The organism is Dyella sp. AD56 (assembly GCF_002878475.1).
In the GTDB taxonomy this organism is placed as follows: domain Bacteria; phylum Pseudomonadota; class Gammaproteobacteria; order Xanthomonadales; family Rhodanobacteraceae; genus Dyella.
On record NZ_NRDP01000033.1, the window covers coordinates 189,241 to 209,264 of the forward strand.

13 protein-coding genes are annotated in these 20,024 nt (G+C 62.5%); 1 reads left to right on the top strand and 12 read right to left on the bottom strand.

What is annotated here, in order from left to right; all coding sequences use genetic code 11:
* Positions 1-7: 7 nt before the first annotated feature.
* From DyAD56_RS20850 to DyAD56_RS20870, 5 genes are all read right to left on the bottom strand, one after another.
* Positions 8-2,527 carry a glycoside hydrolase family 3 C-terminal domain-containing protein gene (locus DyAD56_RS20850; protein WP_102304789.1) on the bottom strand — a complete coding sequence of 840 codons (2,520 nt, stop codon included), beginning with the start codon at positions 2,525-2,527 and terminating at the stop codon, positions 8-10.
* Between the two features lie 8 nt (positions 2,528-2,535).
* Complete coding sequence (locus tag DyAD56_RS20855; protein WP_233202791.1) at positions 2,536-4,089, bottom strand: DUF5597 domain-containing protein; 1,554 nt, start codon at positions 4,087-4,089, stop codon at positions 2,536-2,538.
* A gap of 59 nt (positions 4,090-4,148) precedes the next feature.
* Positions 4,149-6,005, bottom strand: a complete 1,857-nt coding sequence (locus DyAD56_RS20860) for a sialate O-acetylesterase (protein WP_102304790.1) — start codon at positions 6,003-6,005, stop codon at positions 4,149-4,151.
* Between the two features lie 80 nt (positions 6,006-6,085).
* Entirely contained in the window at positions 6,086-8,329 is a 2,244-nt protein-coding gene (locus DyAD56_RS20865; protein WP_233202780.1) for a cellulase, read from the bottom strand.
* A gap of 23 nt (positions 8,330-8,352) precedes the next feature.
* Positions 8,353-11,340 (bottom strand): TonB-dependent receptor, encoded by a 2,988-nt coding sequence (locus tag DyAD56_RS20870; RefSeq protein ID WP_233202781.1) that lies wholly within the window; start codon positions 11,338-11,340, stop codon positions 8,353-8,355.
* 282 nt (positions 11,341-11,622) lie between these two features.
* Between DyAD56_RS20870 and DyAD56_RS20875 the strand changes: the two genes are divergently transcribed.
* A complete protein-coding gene (locus DyAD56_RS20875) occupies positions 11,623-13,269 on the top strand; it encodes an alpha-L-fucosidase (protein WP_233202782.1) in 1,647 nt (548 codons plus the stop codon).
* A gap of 15 nt (positions 13,270-13,284) precedes the next feature.
* On the opposite strand, the gene DyAD56_RS20880 is transcribed toward DyAD56_RS20875, so the two are convergent.
* The 7 genes from DyAD56_RS20880 to DyAD56_RS20910 form a co-directional block, all read right to left on the bottom strand.
* A complete protein-coding gene (locus tag DyAD56_RS20880; protein ID WP_102304744.1) occupies positions 13,285-14,904 on the bottom strand; it encodes a family 43 glycosylhydrolase in 1,620 nt (539 codons plus the stop codon).
* Between the two features lie 133 nt (positions 14,905-15,037).
* Positions 15,038-15,205, bottom strand: a complete 168-nt coding sequence (locus DyAD56_RS24000) for a hypothetical protein (RefSeq protein ID WP_158241415.1) — start codon at positions 15,203-15,205, stop codon at positions 15,038-15,040.
* A 260-nt stretch (positions 15,206-15,465) separates the two neighbouring features.
* A complete protein-coding gene (locus tag DyAD56_RS20885; RefSeq protein ID WP_102304745.1) occupies positions 15,466-16,104 on the bottom strand; it encodes a paraquat-inducible protein A in 639 nt (212 codons plus the stop codon).
* 265 nt (positions 16,105-16,369) lie between these two features.
* Positions 16,370-16,909, bottom strand: a complete 540-nt coding sequence (locus tag DyAD56_RS20895; RefSeq protein WP_158241416.1) for a paraquat-inducible protein A — start codon at positions 16,907-16,909, stop codon at positions 16,370-16,372.
* Between the two features lie 179 nt (positions 16,910-17,088).
* Positions 17,089-17,754: a DUF3313 domain-containing protein gene (locus DyAD56_RS20900; RefSeq protein ID WP_102304748.1), complete on the bottom strand. Its 666-nt coding sequence runs from the start codon at positions 17,752-17,754 to the stop codon at positions 17,089-17,091.
* A gap of 199 nt (positions 17,755-17,953) precedes the next feature.
* Positions 17,954-19,135, bottom strand: coding sequence for an ATP-binding protein (locus DyAD56_RS20905; RefSeq protein WP_102304749.1), 1,182 nt, complete (start codon positions 19,133-19,135; stop codon positions 17,954-17,956).
* Positions 19,132-19,794 (bottom strand): response regulator transcription factor, encoded by a 663-nt coding sequence (locus DyAD56_RS20910; protein WP_102304750.1) that lies wholly within the window; start codon positions 19,792-19,794, stop codon positions 19,132-19,134. Before DyAD56_RS20910 ends, DyAD56_RS20905 begins: the two co-directional genes overlap by 4 nt.
* Between the last annotated feature and the right edge of the window lie 230 nt (positions 19,795-20,024).

The window sequence follows — 20,024 nt, forward strand, 5'->3', positions numbered from 1 at the left end:
GAAGGCATCATGGCTGCTTACCCATCGTAAAGTCCGCGCTCAGCGGTGTCTGGTCGGAAGCATCGCCCACGTAGACGACGAAACGACCCGGGTCCACACGCCAGTCATGCTTGTCGGCGTCGTACCAGGCGAACGCGCGCCGATCCAGCGTCAGGCTGACATGCTCTGTCTGCCCGGGTGCCAGCCGCACTTTGCGAAACGCCTTGAGTTCCTTCTGCGGGCGCGCCACGCGGGCCGACGGATCGCCCACATACACCTGCGCCACCTCGGCACCCTCGCGCGCGCCCGTGTTGCGCACGTCGAACGACACCGTGACATCACCATTCGCCGCCACGCCGGAAAGCGCGAGCTTGCTGAAGGCGAAGCTCGTGTACGACAAGCCGTGACCGAATGCGAACAACGGCTGCGCGTCGCGCGGATGGCTGGTGTACCAGCGATAGCCGAGGAACACACCTTCGCCGTAGCGCACTGTGGGGTGGCCGTCGGCAGCAGGATGCGCGTCGTAGAAATCGTGGGTCGGATTGTCCTGCCAGTGGCGCTCGAAGCTGATCGGCAGCTTGCCTTCCGGCGAGCGATCACCGAACAGCACTTCCGCAATCGCCTGCCCGCCCTCCTGGCCCGGGTACCAGTTCTGCAGCAGCGCAGGCACGTGGTCGAGCCAACCGTCGGTGGCGTAACCGCCGCCGGAGGTCACAGTGACGACGGTGTGCTTGTTGACGGCGGCCACGGCCTCGATCAGCGCCTCCTGCCCCCAGGGCAACTGGAAGCTGCGATCAAAGGCCTCGCTTTCGGAGGTGCCATCGAAACCCACGGCGACCACGGCGGCATCGGCCATGGCGGCCATCTTGCGGGTTTCCTCGGGGATCATCGCATCCACGGCGATGGCGCCCAGGCTCATGCGGCTGTAGCTCACGTCGGGGCGATAGTCGAGGCGGATGTCCACAGCCTTGCCCGCCGTCATCGGCAACACAACGTAGTGTGGCGCCTGGCCTTCAAACACCGGCTGCTGAATCACGGGCTTGCCGTCGACGTACAGCGTGTAGCTGTCCTTGCTTGCCGCGGCAGTGAGGAACAGAAACTTGCCACTGCGATCAGGCACGAAGCGACCGGACCAGCGAATGCTCTGGCGCTCCGTCGCGGGCGTGGTCCACAGCTCGGGCTTCCATTGGTCCACCTTGGTGTTGACCATGCGCTCGACCGGCTTTCCGGTGAAGTCCGCATTGCCGAACGTTTCGCGAAGCAGGCCGGTCTTGCCATCCGTGGTCACGAATACTTCCTTCGCGAACACGTCTGCCGTACTGGGCAGGCCACGGCTGTAGAGCACGTTCACCTTGTCGCCCACGCGATCACTGATGCCCGAGAGAATGCTTTGCGTGCGAAACGCATCGATGTGCGAGCTACCGCCGGCACTAGCCGCGCCCGGATACGCCATCGGCCCGATCACCGCGACCGATGTCATGTGCAAGGCATCCAGCGGCAAGGTCTGCGAGACGTTCTTCAGCAGCACCAGCGATTCGCGCGCGGCATCGAGTGCGGCATGCGCCGACGCGGGGTCCATCAGGGGAATGGCATAGTCGCGCAACGGACGATCAAGGAAACCGAAACGCACAGCGGTGCGCAACAGGCGGCGCGTTTTGTCGTCGAGATCGGCAGTGGACAGGGAGCCATCGCGCAGACCGTTCTCGATCAGCGCCGGCTTCATCGCATCCGGCGCCGGCATCTCAAGATCGAGCCCAGCCTTGAATGCTTTCACGCCGTCGTGCGCGGCTTCCCAGTCGGACATGTACAGGCCGTTGAAGCCCCATTCCTGTTTGGGGATGTCGTGAGCGATGCGGCGGTTCTCCGCCAGATACTCGCCATTGACCAGGTTGTAGCTGCTCATCACCGCGCCGACATGGCCTTCCTTCACGGCCATCTCGAAGGCTGGCAGGTAGATCTCCCGCAGCGTGCGTTCGTCGATCAGGCTATCCAGGTGCCGGCGGTCGTACTCGGAATTGTTGGCGGCAAAGTGCTTGACGGTGGCGACCACGCCCTGCCCCTGCACACCGTGGATCAAGCCTACGGCGATCTTGCCGGCGAGTAGCGGATCTTCGCCGTAGTACTCCATGTTGCGACCGTTCTGCGGCGCGCGATACATGTTGACGCCCGGGCCCAGCAAGAAGCTCACGCCACGCGCACGCGCATCGCGCCCCATCGCCGTGCCCACACGCTCGGCCAGTGCCGGATTCCAGCTCGCCGCCAGGGCAATGCCGGCGGCGTAGGCGGTGGAAGGCCCGGGTGCGCGCACGCCGATCGGGCCATCGGACATGGCCAGGCGCGGCAGGCCAATAGCCGGCACGTCACGGGTGTAGAAGTTATCGACGCCACCGAGCAAGACAACTTTCTGTTCAACGGTGAGCTTGCCGAGCAGGCTCTCGACGCGCTGTTCCACAGCGGCGGTATCGGCGGCGGGCACGGCATCGCCGCAGGTTGCAGCAGTGGACATCCCCAGCGCACATAGCGCCAGGGCAAGCATGGTCTTGCGCATGAACATCCTCAGTAGGTAGCCAGCCTGACGCGCAGTACCTGCGGCACGCTGGTGAAATTCAGGCCGTAATCGGTCTGGTCGCCGTTCCACAGCCGTCGAAAGATCCATTTGCCATTCTCGTAATGGCCTTCCTCGACGCGGTCGAGCAGGAAGCGGCCGTCCTTGCCTCGCCGTCCCGGTTGAAAGCTCACGCGCACGTTGTGCCCGGTGACGAGGTATTCGTTCTCGCCAAGCTGCGCCACGATGGCGCCGCCATCGGTATCGGCATTGCCCTTGGGAGGATCCACGCCGAACTGCAGTTGCCCGTAACCGAGCTGAACTTTCCAGTCACCGAGATCGAGCGTCTGCGCGTGCGTATCCGTGGGTTCCGCCGCGCCCCACAACTTGCCGGCCAATCCAGCAGCAGCGATCTCGCTGCCCATCGGCGCCAGCGCGCTGTAGTTGACGCCAAACGCGTCCACCGCGGCTTCATCGAGCTGGCGTGCGCCCAGTGGGTAGTTGCTGTACTTGGTGAAATCCATACCAAACGGCGAGAAACCGATACCGCCATGACCAAGCGTCGCATAGACATAGCGCGCGTAAGCGTGGGCATTGCCGGTTTCGGCGACGAACAGCGGATTGTCCTTGCGCGCGTAGCGGTCGAGCACGGCGATGTAGCGCGCGTAGTCGGGCAGGTAGATGTCGGGCGCCAGCAGATCGAGCGACGGCGCGCCAGCCTTCCAGATATCCAACACGTTGTCGGTGGGGCCGCCCGTCTCGTAGCTACCCGGTTCCCCAGGGTGGAAGGGATCGCGCAACGCGGCATTGGCGTACATCGGCAGGTTGTAGGCGGCCTTGCCTGCCGTGGCGACCTGGTCGATAAAGCGCGCGATCGACCACGCGTGGAAAAACTCCGCCGCGTCCTTGCCGAACACCTGGCTCCAGTTGCCGGCCGGCTTGCCGACGGCATGCAGCAAGGCGCCGGGAACGGCGCCGGCAAACAGCTTGTTGGCCTCAGGCGAATGGTCACGGTCGGTGTTGTAGGTGCCTGACTCGTTTTCTACCTGCACCATGATCACGGTGTGCTTGTCGCCGTCGGCCGCACGCAGGTGCGTCATCAATTGCACGAACGCCTTGCGATCCGCCTCGATGGTGGCGGTGGCATGCGGCGAAAGTGAATTAAGCAGCTTGCCCGAACGCGACACCAAACGCGGAAAGCGCTGGTTGTCCAGCTTCACCCACGACGGCGCATAGCTGGGCCCGTTGTTCTTCCATGTGGCGAACCACACGAGCACCAAGCGCACATGGTGGTCGCGCGCTTGCGTGAGTAGCGTATCGAGGAAACTGAAATCGAACTGTCCTTCCTTCGGTTCAATCTGCTCCCAGGCGATCGGCACGCCCACCGTATTGGCGTGCATGCGTTCAATCGCCGGCCAGACCTCCGGCAGCATGTCGGGCCATGCGCTGGAGTTGTTCACCTGCGCGCCGAGTATCAGATACGGCTTGCCATCCACCATGAGCGCGTGATGGCCATCCTGCTGGACGATGCGCGGCAGTTCACCGGCCTGTGCACCCAAGGTCATCAGGGCGGTAGACAACACCAAGGCGATACGGCGTGAGAGCGTCGCGCGCATAAGGGTCCTTACGGTGATGGCGTGGTGCGGAACGGCGATGCGGGCAAGCCGTCGCCATTGGTCAGGTTGGCGTCGACGGGATTGTCGCTCCAGCCATAGCGCACAGCGGCTGGCTGCGGTACCGCTGCGCTGGACACCACGACGTTCCCGCCATCGATGCGTGCCTGCGCAGATTGGTAGCGGCCATCGGCACCGGCAACCTCGAAGCCACCCACGACATCGCCGCCACCACGCACGGCGAGCGGCGCGCCATCGGTATTGAACGACACCACCGCCTTCGCACCGTCGACATGCCATTGGCGATACACGGGACCGGAGGCCACGATGTGGTCGCCAAGCACCACGCGGCGCGCGGCAAGCGCAAGTCGGTGTCCCACATCCTGCTTATCGGTGGGATGAATATCGTCGGGGTTGCCGACATCGATGGTGACGGCCTGGCCGGTGTGCGGCAACGACAGCACCGCGGACTGTGATTCACGCAGTTCCGCCCACGGGCTTTGGTCTGGCGTGTCGCTGCCGCTCTTGAAATTCGCCAGTTGTACCCAGAAGAACGGCAGCTCCGGCTGCTTCCACGCCGTGCGCCATGCCTGGATCATCGCACCGAACTGCTTGCGATAGGCCATGGCGTGCGGCGCCGATGCATTGGACTCGCCCTGGTACCACACCACGCCGCGCATGGGATAACCCAGCAGCGGCTGGATCATGCCGTTGTACAGCAGCGTAGGCGTCAGGTGGCGAGTCGGCGTGCCCACCAGGGTCACGTTGGCTGTGTGGAAATGCCAGGTGCCAGCGAGCGGTCGGCGTGCGCCATTCGCCGTCTGCACGTAGAGCGCAGCAGCATCGCCATGGATGCCGCCGTTGTTGCCAAGATCGTCCACGCGTACGGCAATGCTGTTGCTGCCGACATGCAACGCACTGGCCGGCACCTTGTAGACGCGCGGCTTGTTCCATTGCTTCTCGGTTTCGCCGATCAACTGACCGTTGACGTAGCTGCGGTCAGAGTCATCGACCGCGCCCAGGCCCAGCGTCACGCCCTGCGCCGCTTCCGCCGCGCTCAACGTGAACTCGGTGCGATACCAGGCCACGCCATCCATGTCGTCGTAGCCGACGGTTTCCCAGTAGGCGGGCACGGCAATATCCGCCCAGGCGGATATGTCGAGCTTTTCCGCAGCCCATGCTGGCTTGCCAACCGCGTCCAGTGCATCTCCCTGCTGCGCGGGCCAACGCGCCAGGCGCTGACGTGTCTGATCGAGCTTGGCTTCTTCGACGGCATCGTCCTTCTTGATCGTGGCAGCCAGTGCCTGCACGTCCACGTTGCCCGTGTGCGCGTCAGTCCACGCTTCCACGCTGCTGCCGCTCCAACTGCTGTTGATCAGCCCTTGCGGTACGCCGGTGCGGGCCTTCATGTCACGCGCGAAGAACCAGCAGACGGCAGAGAACTCACTCACCGTAGATGGACTGGCAGCCACCCAGGTGCCACCTTCCAGGCGATCCTGCGGCTGCAGCGACCAACTGTGCGGAATCTTGAAATGGCGGATGGCCGGATCGTTCGCCCTCGCCTGTTCGGCGGCGGCATCGCGCACGTCGGCCATGGTGAACTCCATGTTCGACTGTCCGGAACACAGCCAGACATCACCCACCAGCATGTCGCGCAACACGCGATGCTCGCTGCCGTCGTCGATGTCCATCGCGTACGGGCCGCCCGCAGCGTGCTTGGGCAGCGTTGCATCCCAGCGCCCCTTGGCATCCGCCTTCGCCGTGGCATGGGCGCCATCGAAGCCTACGGTGACTTGCGCGCCGGGCGTGGACCATCCCCATACGTGCATGGGCATGTCGCGCTGGAGTACGGCGCCTTGCGAAAACATCAATGGCAGCTCGAGCTTTGCCTGAGCCGCCACGGGAAGCGACAGGAGTAGCGCCAGTGAGGCGCCGACATGAATGTGTTTCAAGGGGTGGACTCCACCGGTTCGCCATAGATCAGGCCGCGCCCACTGGTCGCGGCATAGAAACGTCCAAACACGCGCGGATCGCCGATAAGCAGGCCGATGTGCCCGTAACGATGCGCGTCATCGTCGACACGCTGCCAACGCTGGCCACCATCGATGGAGCGGAAAATGCCCTGCTGCCCATCGCGCCGCCCTGCGACGAACAAGGTAGGTTCGCCGCCGCCACTGGCTGGCTTGCCGAAGCCGAATGCATCGACACCCGTGATGCCGGGAAGGCGCTTCAGCAGATGTCCCTGCGCGTCGCCACGCAGCAAAGGCAAATCGGGTGCAGCAAGCCACAGCATGCCGGCCTTGGCTGGCGACGCTTCCAGTTGCACCTCGCCATGGCCGCGTGCGGCATCGCCGAATTCACCTGGGATCGGCATGAAGGTCACACCGTCGTCATTGCTGGCGAACAAAGCGCCAGTCTTTGGCGAGAAGGCGTAGAACCGCCGTGCATCGATCCGGTCGGCAAGCACGCGCAGGCGTTCGCCCAGTCCTTGCGCCACCTGCCAGTGCTGGCCACGATCACGCGTGAGATAGACGTGCCGGGCATTGCTCGGTGCCCACACGACAGCAACACCATCGGCGGCCACGGCGATGCTTCCCGCACCCTCCCCTTCTGGCGGTTCGCTGGCAAAGGCCTGCCAATGCTCGCCGCCATCCTCGGACCACGCAGCACGCACGGCGGACCCAAAGGGCTGACGCAGGCGTCCACTGCGTACGATCAGTGAGGGTCGCTGCTCGGCATAGTCAATGCTTTCGCCATTGGCATAGCGCGGTGGTGGCGTGAACTGGAGTGGTGCCACGTTGAGATCGTCGTGGCGGAAACCGTCCAGATCGCCCACGGCGCTGAGCAAGTGCGCGCCCTGGGGAGGACTGATCACACTCAGTGGCACAACTTCTTCCAGGCCACGATCCTGGAACCACCAGTGCACGGTGCCGCCCTTGTCGAACCCGCGCATGTCTCGCGAGGCCCAGACGCCATAGCCGGTAACGAACATCACGTGATCAGCGTCGAAGGGATCGATCGCTACCGTGGTCATCCAATGCGGCGTAAGCGCGCTGGTCCAAAGCGCCGCGGTGTGATCGAACGACGAGTGCGCGAAAATCTCGCTCCAGTGTTTGCCCCCGTCGGTGCTGCGGAAAAGCACGTCATGCGGTTCATAGCGATGATGCGTGCTCGCGATCAGCACCTTAGGGTTGGACGGGTCCACCGCAACGTCGCCCCAGCCGAATCCTGATGGCGTGCTCTTGCTCGATACCGGCGTGATATTCGTCCAGTGATTGCCCGAGGGCTGCCAGCGCCATACCGCGCCGTCACTCATGGTGTCCGGGCCGGGTTCATCGCCGTAGCTCAGCACATAGCTGCCATCACTGGCGCGGTGCATGTGACTTGGTCGCAAGCCCGTGGGCTGCCCCGGAATGGCACTCCAACTGCGGCCGCCATCGGTGGAGCGAAACAAGCTCGTTTCACGCGTGGAAACGCCGGCATACAGCACCGGCGTCGGTGCACCGAGCTTGCCGCTGGCAGGCTCGAACACCACGAACACGATGCCGATGGATTGCGGGCGCCAGCTGTTCGTCGCGGTCGCAGCGGGCGACGTAGCGACGGCGGGAAAACTATCGGCCTTCGACCAGTGCGCGCCGTGGTCGTCGCTGCGCCAGAGTCCCGCATCACGCGAACCAAGGAACAGTACTCGGCCATCGTGCGGATCGACCGCAAGGCGCTCACCATTGCCGCGACCCAGTTCGTTGCCGCCAAGCTTGAACGGCAAATCAGCGCGTTCGAAATGGGCACCGCGGTCGTGCGAGCGCAGGACGGCGGCGTTGCCTGTGGTCGGCGTGGTGTAGGTGCCGGCGGCGAGGTAGACCCATTCCTTGTCGGAAGGGTCGAGCGCCAAGCTATCGATGCCGAGCAGATTGGTGTCTTTCGCCTCGATCCAGTCGGTGAGCGACACCCACTGCCCGCTGGCCTGATCCCAGCGATAGGCGCCGCCTACGTCGGTACGCGCGTAGTACAGGCCGCGTTCGGCCGGGTGAAATACCAGCCCGCTTACGTAGCCTCCACCACCGATGCGCACGCTGGCGTAGCGGTAGGCCAGTTCGTCATCGCTGGCGCGCGTTGCGGTGCAGGCGCACAGCGCCAGCACCGCAAGCAGCGTCTTCCCCAACGACAGCCGGTGAATCCGGCTGCTTGCCATTCCCCCGCTGTTCTTCGCCATGATCAGAAGGTGGCGCGGAACACGAGCTCGTAGCGCCGATCGGCGACGAACCAGCCGCGGTTGTACAAGCGGTAATCCACCACGCCGTCGCCATAGCTGGTCGGTCCCATCAGAGTGCGTACGACAGCGTTGTTGAGGTTGTTCATCTGCAGGCCGACCTGCATGTTCTTGTTGAGGCGATAGAACACGGAGGCGTCCAACTGGCCGTAGTTATCGGACCACGTCGGCAGATGCGTGGATGCATCACTGGTGGTCAGCAGATAGCGCGAGCGCCAGTTCCATGCCAGACGTGCCGACCAGTCACCCTTCTCGTACATGGCCACAAAGTTGTAGCTGCGCTTGGAGATGCCGGTCATCGGCAGATCCACGCCGGTCACGGTGGCGTTGGTGTACGGATTGGTCGCGCTGTTGACGCCACCATCGCTGTCCACGTAGGTGAAGTTGGCCTGTACGCCGAAGCCCCTCATCCAGCCCGGCAGGAAGTCGAAGAACTGGTTGTAGCCCACTTCTGCGCCGCGCACCTTGCCGGTGCCGATGTTGTACGGGCGAGTGACTTCGAACTGCTGACCCTGATAGGTCTCCGGGGCGGTTTCCTGCGCGATGTAGTCGTGGATATCTTTGTAGAAGGCCGTGGTGTACAGCAGGCCAGTGGGCGAGAAATACCATTCCAGCGCGGTGTCGAACTGGGTGGCGCGCTGTGGCTTGAGGTACGGGTTGCCGGCCAGGCCGTTCCACTGCGTCACCTGGTTGTTGTTTGCGTTCAGCACATAGCCCAACTGCACGAACGACTGCATATCGGCGAAATTCGGCCGCGAGATCGCCTTGGATGCTGCGATACGCCACTGCAGATCGTCGGTCAGCTTGAAGCGCAGATTGAGGCTGGGCAGCGCATCCTGGTAATGGGTGCGTGCAGTAAGCGGCTGGTAGCCACCGTTCCAAATCGCCTTCTCGGCATCGGGTACGCCTGTGCCGCTGAGGTTGAGAAGCTGCACCACGCCACTGGTATCCACGTCGGTACGCACCAGACGCAGGCCGATATTGCCGTCGAACGGGATGCCAAGCGCCGTCTCGTTGCCGAAGTACAACACGCCGTAAGCGGCCTTGGTCTTCTCGCCCTGATCATTGAGATCAGCCGGCGTGATCTGCACCGGGCTCCAGCCATATGACACGCCCATCGGATGCAAGATGCCGTAGGCCGAGCCGTAGTTCTCCACCAACGAACTGCCGGGGAAGTACAGCGGGGTCGGAATCTTCACGTTGCCGCGGAAAAAGTTCGAGAACGAGTACAGCGATGCGTTCGCCGGGTAATAGTTGACGCTGGCTACCGTGCTTGGCGTGTTCACCGGTGCCCAGCTATCGGTAATCACGCCCCAGTTGTAGGGCGTGCTGGTGTTGTTCTCGCTGCGGTCGGTGGCGCGCAGACCCACCTTGAAGTACTTCAGCCAACTGCTGTCTTCAAAGTTGTATTCCAGATCCATACGGTAGGCGCGACTCATGCCCACCTCGTCCTCGCGGTGATCCATCGCCGCGGACCAGAAATAGTTCGCGGGATTGGTGGTGTAGCCGGCCGGGCTGGCCGACACCAGCGGCATGCCACCGCTGCCGGTGGTGTTGAGGTACATGCCCGGCAGGTAGGTCGCCTGAAACACCGTGAAATCCAGCTCGTCGCTGGTGGACTTCACGAACTGGACGTCACCGCTCAACAACATGTGGTCGTTGATGTTGTACTTGAAGCCGTTCGAAAAATCGGTGGTGACGGTGGTCTGCGTCTGATAGCGCGTGTCCGTATCAAAACGCACGCCACCGTTGCTCAGGTTATTGCTCCAGGCGTTGGAGCTTAGCGAGCCACGCTGGAACACGCCCTGGCCGTTGTAGTCGAACGTGGTGCCACTAGCCGGATCGATATCGAAGCTGGTGTCACTGAAGATCGCGCCGTGCTCCAGCCAGGACATGTCGTAACGCGAGCGGATGAACTGGGAAGTGATTTCCAGATCCTTGGTCGGACGCCACTGCAAGGCGCCGGAAATACCGATGCGGCGACGCTGGAAATCCAGCGTGCGCCAATCGGCGCCTCCGGGCACGTAGACCGTGCTCAGGCCGCTGCCGGCGGTCGCCGCTGCATCGGAACGCATGGTGTACGGCTCAAGCTGGATGCCGTCGGTGCGGGTAGCCAGCTCCGAGTAGGAGACATCGATCAACGCGCCGAACTCACCCCAGTTCTCCGTCTTCCAGCGGTTGCTGTAGAGGAAGGACGTGGATGGCTTGCTCTTCTGCGACAGGTCGCCTTCGTTGATGCCATAGGAGAAACCGATCACTTGCCCTGGCGCATCGAATGGTAGGCGAGTACGCAGGTTGACCGTGCCGCCGATGCCGCCCTCGATCAGTTCCGCCGAGGGGTTCTTGTACACGTCCACGCCGGCCATCAGTTCGGCCGGCACGTCCTCGAAGTTCAGCGAGCGGCCGCTGTTGGCGGAAAAGGTGTCGCGGCCATTTAGCAGCGACTCCACCTGCGTAAGGCCACGGATGGACACGTTGCTGCCTTCGGCCGAGGGATGATCCGGATCATTGGCCGAGAGAAAGTGGTCAATGGTGACGCCGCTGATGCGTTGCAGAGTCTCGGTGACGCTGCGATCCGGCAGGGCATTGATGTCGACCGCGGTGACCGAGTCCATGATCTGGTCCGCGTTCTGCTTCAGCGATTGCGCCGACTCCAGGCTGGCGCGGATGCCGGTCACGGTGACGCCATCGAGATTCTTGGCGTCCTTGGCTTTGGCGTCTTCTGCTTTTTTCTTGTCTTTCGCATCGACAGGTTTGGTTTGATCCCCGGCCTGGCTCTGCGTCTGGTCCTGGGTGGTGGCTGCCTGCTGGGCGTGTGCGTTCAGCGGCGCGTAGAGCAGCGCCATGCCAATGGCCACGGCGGCGGAAAGACGCGCCAATGGCAAGGAATGCTGGGCCGTACAGGCGATTTTCCCGTGCACAGTCTGGATCATGGTCAAAAGCTCTCCCCGTCTTGTTATTGGCCATCGGCCGAAACCGCAGGCTGTGTATCCCCAGGCCCCCACGACCCGGTGGTTGCGTCAGGCTGGCTCACCGCCCCTGGCAACTTCACGTCCTGCTTGGTGGTGGCGCATGCTGGATTGCGCCCACGCGCCACACAATTACGAAATTGATGGGCGCGAGTAACGTTTCTTCGTTTGCGGTTGCCACATCGGGCACTGAAACCGGTACTCCCCTGCTAATTTTCCGTGCCATCGACAGCCACGGAACTGCAGATGAACCGTCGCACCAACCCAGCCCGGCGTTGCCTGGCCGCCTTCATCCTGCTGTGCGCAAGCATGCCGCAAGCATCCTTTGCCTCCGCGCCAACAGCGGGAACCATCACGCCGCAACAGGCCGACCTGATCTGGCGAAAAGCCACGGAAGGCTATGCGCCGGCACGGGCCGCGCTGGTGGCCAAGGTGGAGGAAGGTGCCGCGTTGGGGCCGTTCCGGCCCGACTGGGCATCGTTACGAAATTACCGGGAACCGGCATGGTTCGACAACGCCAAATTTGGCATTTTCGTTCACTGGGGCATCTATGCCGTGCCGGCCTTCGCCAACGAGTGGTATCCACGCAACATGTACGACCGCACCAGCGCCGAATACGCGCACCAGGTGGCCACGTACGGCAGCCTGGCGCACGCGGGCCTGAAGGATTTCATTCCGCAATTTCGTGCTGAACACTGGGATCCGAAGGCCTGGGCCACGCTGTTCAGGCAAGCCGGTGCGCGCTATGTCGTGGGCGTGGCGGAGCACACCGACGGCTTCGCCATGTATGACTCCAAACTCACCCGCTGGACCGCCGTGCAGATGGGCCCCAAGCGCGACGTCATGGCGGCGCTCGGCCGCGCGGTAAAGGACGAAGGTCTGCGCTTCGGGTTGTCCACCCATCGCGCTGAACATACCTGGTTCTTCGATCACGGGCGGGAAATCGATTCGGACGTGAATGATCCCGCCTACGCTGACTTCTACGGTCCCGCCCAGCAACACATCTCACTGAACGGCGACCAGGATCTGGCCCAGGACTGGACCTACGTTTCACCGGCCTGGGTCGAGGACTGGATGGCGCGCACGGCGGAACTGGAAGCCTATTACCACCCCGATCTGATCTATCTCGACTGGTGGGTGGGTCATCCATCCTTCCGCAATGCGCTCGCGCAATGGCTTGCGTACTACTACAACGCCGGTGCCACGCGCGGCGGCGTGGTGGTCAACTACAAGCTCAACGCCCTGCCGGAAGGCAGCGCCACACTGGACGTGGAACGCGGCCAGCTCGGCGCCATCCGCCCGCAGCACTGGCAGACCGACACCAGCATCAGCAACGGCTCGTGGGGCTACGTGGAACACGACACGTACCGCCCGGCCGTGGATATCGTGCGCCTGCTCGCGGACGTGGTCAGCAAGAATGGCAACCTGCTGCTGGATGTCGGCCCCAAGCCAGATGGCAGCATCACCGCACAGGAACAGGCCGTGCTGCACGAGATCGGCGCGTGGTTCGCCGTGAACGGCGCGGCGATCTACGACACTCAACCTTGGCGCGTCTACGGTGAAGGCCCCACCGTACCGCGCTCGGGCTCGTTCACGGAAGACAAGGGAGCGGCAACCTATACCAGCGCCGATTTCCGCTTCACGCAGAAGCCGGGCAAGCTTTTCGCTATCGAAATGGCTTGGCCCGAGAGCGGCGTGGCGGTCATCAAGAACATCGCGTCAAGTGAACGCGTGCGATCGGTGCGCCTGCTTGGCACTTCCCGCCCGGTACGCTGGCAGCAGACGCCGCAGGGGCTGGCCATCAGACCTGTGCAGCAACCCGATGGCATGGCGGTCCCGGTGTACGAGATCGACCTCGCCTCAGCGCCTGACGCCACCACCGTCAAGCGCTGAGTCGCTCGTTCACCTTCAAGCGATGGCTTGGTACGTGAAATCCCGCACCACCACACTGCCCTCACCCGCGCTGTAAACGCCAATTTTCAGGCTCAGGAATCCACCAAACACGTTGTGGTGGATTCCCGAAACCTCCATGCGGAGGCCGTGTAGCTGCCAGGTTTTTCCGTTGTCGACCGAGTAGTGATACGTCACAACGTGATCCTGGTTGGTCACGCGTATGCGCAGACTGGATGCCTGCATCGGCACACGCATCCAGGATTGCTCCCCCGCGTACTCGAAGGTCTTCAGCACGTGCTCGCGCCGCGAAAGGCCGATGCCGACGAAGGCCTTGGGGTTGTAGAACAGCAGCAGACCGCCTTCGGCGTCACCCACCAGATCGAGAGTGACCTCGGCCACATAGCTGCGGTCGCCTGGCTGGCACGTCAGCGGCGAACAATCCACCGGCGAGTTGCCCTTGGCGGCCAGGCGCAGACCGCTCGCTTCGTAGCTCACCCGCTTCATTTCCTCGGACTTGGGATCGAACAGGCTCCACTGCACGCCAAACTTGCGACGGCTGAAGTCGTCCGACAACGCAAAACCGTTCGGCCCGCTCACGCCGCCTTTCGGCTTCGGTAGCGGCCTGGATAGATCGCCGCCCATGGCCCGGAACCAGCCATCGGCGGTCCACTCGATCGGCTCCAGCAAGGTCTGGCGCCCCAGCGTGCGGAATCCATTTTCGTAGCCGTGATAGACCATCCACCAATCGCCGGCCGGCCCTTCCACCAGCGTCGCGTGCCCGCGCGACCACCATGGCTCGCCGGCGCTGGTCGTGCGCACCAGCGGGTTGCGCGGGCAATGCTCCCATGGACCATGGATGGAGCGGGAACGCGCCGCGATCACCATATGACTGGTCGGCGGACCCGCAGTGCCACCGACGGCCGTGACCAGATAAAACCATTCGCCATGTCGCAGCAGCTTGGGACCTTCCGGCGCGAAGTCCTCCACGATCCAGTCGTCGGGGTAGCGCCATGGGCTATAGGCCGGCTCCAGCTTGCCATCCGCGGCAAGGCCATCGTCAGTGAGCCGCACGCGGCGGATGCCGTTGACGAACAGGTAGCGCTTGCCGTCCTCCCCCACGACGTGCCCTGGGTCGATGCATCCATCGATATGCAGGTCGACCGGATCGCTCCACGGCCCTTCGATGTGGTCGGCCCAGATCACATACAACGCCCAGCCGCGGTCGCCAGCGCTGGCCGGAATGTAGATGAAGTAGCGCCCATTGTGCTTGCACAGATCGACGGCGAATACGGTGCCCAACGGTTTGGTCAGCGCCGTAGTGACCGGCGCCCAGTTCACCAGATCGGTGGAATGCCAGATCACCAGGCCCGGGCAGGAATCGAACGACGTAAACGTCATGTAGTAGTCGCTGCCATCCTTGAGGATGGTCGGATCGGGATGATCCCCGGCAACGATCGGATTCACATAGGTGCCGTCACCCAGGTCAGCCATTCGCTGCCCTTCGATACCCGCGCGCTGCTGGGCACCTTTCCGGGTGGCTGGTGGGGCGGCCATGGCCGCTCCCATGGAAAACGGCGCAGCGGCCGCTCCTGCCAGCATCAGCTTGATGACGTCTCGACGAGAACCATCCACCATAAAAACTCTCCACCATGCCCAATCCACAATCGCTGGATTGTGCATGGCGCGGGGAAATGATCCGCTTATGAAAGTCGCCGCACGCGATTACTTTTTTTCAGCCCGCCAGCGCCGGGCCTGATCAGCGTTGCCATCAAGCAGTGGGGCGCATGGCGCGCCCAAGGCTGAAGACAAGCGGGTGATTGAAATCACCGCCGCCCGTCATCGCAATACCGCGCATCGTGATAACGACGACACTCGTCGTAACGATCGCGCCGTTGATCACGGTGATCGTCGCGACGATCAACCGCGATGCATCCATTGAGCAGGACCATGCAAGTAAGACCAAGCAGGATGAGCTTCTTCATCGTTACTGATTTCCGTGGGTTCTTGGCTGCCACAAGCGGCCATGGGAGGGAGCGGTGCGCATGCAGAAGGCAGCCCTGAAGGCCCCTGCGGCGACGGATTGAGGATGACCGACCCGTTTTAGGATCTGATTAAGCGTTCGACGCAAGGCCACGCACCTGCGTTCGCTAATGCTCCTTTCGCGACGGAGCTCTCGCGGAAGCTGGCTATTTTTCCCTACGGCGGAGTCGACAACGCTTCGGCTGCATCCCAGATAAGCCGTGAGTCAAAACTGTGCGCAGCGAACATGGCCAGGATGACGGACCCACCAAAGAGAAATATGCCCGCACCCGGCTCGATCTCGCCCAGCGCCTGAAACTGCACCAGGCTACCCAGGATGCCAACGACCAGGACATCGAGCATCGACCAATATCCAATGATCTCCAGAAACCGGTGAAGCCTTGCACGCTCAGGGCGCGCAAACCCGGTTCGCCACTGCACGGACAACAACAGGCCGGCCAGTGCGATGAACTTGGCACATGGCAAGGCAACGCTGGCGACAAACACGACGAATGCGACGTCATAAGCCCCGTCGCGCCATAGGTCGAGGACGCCGCCGATAATGGTCAGCGGTTGCCCGACCTGCCCGAGAAAATGGATCTTCATCACCGGCAAGAGGTTCGCCGGCACGTAAAGCAGCGCCGCTGCCACCAGCAGCAACCACGCCCTTCCCAGGCTGTGGCGCCGCCTGCGATGAAGACACGTACCACAGCGCGGGCATACCGCATCGTGCTGATCGCTTGGAAAGGCGAGGACGAGGCCGCACACATCGCATCCAATCACGCCCAACTGGTCGGCTCGTGGCTGCGTATTCACGGCATGGCATCCTTGATGCTGCGGGACAACGCGACCTGCCGAATGTTGCGCATGGCCACGACACTGCCTCGGCCCATCGCAAGCAAGACGTGCCATGTGCCAAAGCCGAGGGATGTCTCGGCCAGAACGAAAAGCGCGACGATGAGGAGTGAGCGCAGTCTGCGTACAGAGCGTGGATGATCCAGCGCCAATCCACTCGCCCAACCAAGGCTCCCGTTAGTGGAAAAGCCCGCCATGTACGGGTCGCACGGCGTCATGCGCATGGTCACAACGCACCCGCCAAAACGTTCGTCGCTTTCACATCAGTGACGTTCCACAGCCAGCGCACATCGCGTTTGGTGGCGAGTGCTGCCAGACACACCGAGCCGAGCATGGTCCAGCTACCTGCACCCAGCGACACCTGGGCCATGCTGGACAGCTTGATGCACGCAATGACCACACCGAGAAACGCTACCTCAGCCATGCTCCAAGGCTGGACGACTTGCAGAAACCGCATGAGTGGACGAAATCCCGGCGCCCTCTTTCCGTGCAAGGCAAAGACCAGGATCCATCCAAGCAAGACCATCTGCAGAAAGGGAGCAATGATGGCGACGACCGTGGCTGGCAGCGCAAAAGGTATCCAGATGCCTTGCGCCAGCGAGGTCGTTGCCTGCCAGAGAGTCACGTCGCTCTGGAAGTTCTGCACTCCGATGCTGATCACCGGAAAGGTATTGGCGAGCACGAACAGGATGGCCGTTGCCAGCGTCAGCGCAAGCCACTTGTCGACGGATGGATGTACCGAGCGCCAGACGATCGCGTCACACACGCAGCATCGTGCCACTTGGCCGTGCGTTAGTACCGGGCGTCGGTAAACCGCATCGCAACGCGTACATACAACGACGCTAGATAGAGCTTTCATGGGGACCGGCGCTTGCCATGGCTATGGCCGTGGGGACGAATCATGGGCAGGGGCCGGCTATCGACGCCTCGCCCGGATGACATCACTTACTGGAGACCCGCAAGCAGGTCATCCGCACCCTTGTCGATGCCGCGCCGGGAGGCACCCAGCTTCCCGAAGGTCGCCTTCATGTTCATCGCATTGGGATACTGCTTGTCGACGTACGCCTTCAAAAGGCGACCGGTGGAGGCGTCATAGACTTCGACGGCATAGCTCACCGAGCCGGTCATCAGGCCTTCCCTTCCGCGAATGGCCTGCACAGCGTTGATCGGCGTACCGCCAACATCCATGCGCGTGAATGTGGACAAGAAGGCCGTCGTTCCCTTGGCACCGGTGAGCGTTGCGCGAATACGCAATGTGCCGCTGGTTGGCGTGGAGACCAACGCATAGCGCTGGCGCAGCTTGTCTTGGAACTGCTGCTGCATGTAGCTGGCGAGTTCCTGGCGGTCCTGCTCAGTGATCTTCGCGTCGAACTGATTGTCCGAGCCGCGATAGATGGCAACGGGATCCATGATGAAACTGTCGTAGTGCTTCCAGTCCACGTTGGTGCTGTAGGCGTACGGTTCGTGGCCGCGCCGGGCCTGATCGTTGGGGCGCAGATAGCTCGATGAATCGATACCGGCATAAGGCTTGGGCTGCGTCGACGCGCAACCGGCCAATGCAACGCTGGCACCGATGAAGAAAAAGCACGTGGCTTTGTAAGTGATGCGCATGGTCCGTTCCTGATTCTGTGGCGGCATGGTGGTGGCCGCGCGGGATCGATAGGCAAGGACAACGCAATCCGCGCTGCTCCTTGTCGACCATGCTAGGGAACGGTTTTTAGGAATTGATTAGGGTAGTGACGGCAGGATGCGTATCAAACCAAGCCGGCAGACAACGACGCCGTACGATGCCGATGGGCGGCACGGCCCCTCAATCGCGGCCGGATCCGGTGTGTGGGAAGAGGATACGAATGCTGAAACCTCTGCCATCCCTGCCCTGTCCGGTTTCGACGCGGGCATCGTGGAGTTCGGCGATGGCGGCGACCAGCGAAAGACCGATGCCGCTCCCGCGCGCAACACTGTCCGATGCGCGGTAGAAGCGCGCGAAGATCGCTGCGTGCTCATCCCCAGGCACGCCAGGTCCGTCGTCGCGAACCTCGAGCGAGGTATGACGCACCTTGTCCCGCATCACATCGCCACAGACGATTTCCACCGTACCGGCATCGCGACCATGCCGGATCGCGTTGTCCACCAGGTTGCGGATAAGAATGCCCATCTCATCGACATCGCACCTCGCCATGCACGAAGTACCCGACAGAAGCAGGCGTGTGCCACGACTATCGGCCTGCACGCTGAATTCGCTGATCACGTGACCGGCGAGTTCCAGCAGGTCGGTGTCGTGCAAACCCGTCGAATGGAGCCCTGCATCTAGCCGCGCCAGGTCGAGCAACTGTTCGGCGAGGCGATGCGTTCGATGCGAGATGCCCAGCAGTTTGCGCAGCGCATCGTCCTTCCCTTGCAGCGCCTCTGCACGCAACGCCACTTCGGCCTGGACATGCAATGCCGCCAGAGGCGTACGCAACTCATGCGCTGCATCGGCGATGAACTGACGTTCCGCACGCATAGCCGTGTCTACGCGTGCCAATAGCGAATTGAAGGCCAGGATGAGCGGCCTAAGTTCATCCGGCACCTGTTTGACTGATAACGGTTCGGAGTCAAATGCCTTGCGTCGGGCGAGATTCTCCGACAGTGAGCGCAAGGGTCGCAGCGAGGCGACCACCGCCCACCACATGAGGATGCCTACGATGGCCAGTTCGACGGTGTTGAGGACCATCGCGGTGAGTAAGCCGCCAGGCTCGCTGGGCACGGGCTGCGCCGAGCTGGTCGGCATCTGCTTTCCCTCAGGCAATCTAGTCGCGACGTCGTCCTGCTTTCGCACCCAGTCGTCGGGCAAGGCCTTGACCAGGGTGTCGCCCAGCGAGGACAGACCCGAACGCCACGACGTGGAAGGCCCCGTGTGCAGATAGGAGATGTACATCGCAATGGAGATGCCCCACGCCAGGGCAATGACTAGACCGAGTGCAGCGAGCATGCGCCATTGCAGCGATTTCAAGGCGCGCCTCCGATGGTGTAGCCATGGCCATGAACCGTGGCGATCACGTCGTCACCCAGCTTTCGCCGCAACTGATGCACGAAGACGGATACCGTGTTGCTTCCCACCGCGGCGCGATCGCCATAGATCGCACGCTCAAGATCGTCACGCGTCACCACATGACCGACGCGTTTCAACAGTGCCAGGAGCATCTGATATTCATGGGCACTGAGGGCCACATGTTCACCGGCGCGCGTGACTCGCCGCTTGATCGGGTCCAGCACCACTTCGCCGTGGCGGAGCACGGGAACGACTTGCCCTTCGCTGCGTCGTGTGACGGCACGGACACGCGCAAGCAACTCGTCCAACTGAAATGGCTTGACCAGATAGTCGTCGGCGCCTGCATCCAGGCCACGGATGCGGTCGCTCAACTGACCACGCGCGGTAAGGACAATGACGGGAATGGTGTCGTAGCGTTCGCGGAGAAAACGCAGCACCGTCAAGCCGGAATCACCTGGCAAGCCGATGTCGAGCAGGATCGCCGCATAGGCATGATCCACCAGCGCTGCTTTCGCAGCGCCAGCATTGCCGACATGATCAATGTCCCACGCGTGCTGCCGCACACCATCGCAGATGGCTTCGGCGAGCATCGTATCGTCCTCGACCAGCAACAGATTCACGGGCAACGCTCTTTGGGAAACGGGTTTCGGGACAGAGAGCATGAGCTGCGCGGATTAGGATTTCATTAATGCCGCGAATATCCATTAAATCACTGATATTAAATAGCATTTAGGCAACCCAAAGAACAATACTCTAAGCCAAATGAAGGGCCGCGCTGGGGACCTTTTCAAGGTAGCGCGATCGACGACTTGCTGCCTCACGAACTTCATCGAGACGAGCGAGCAGATGC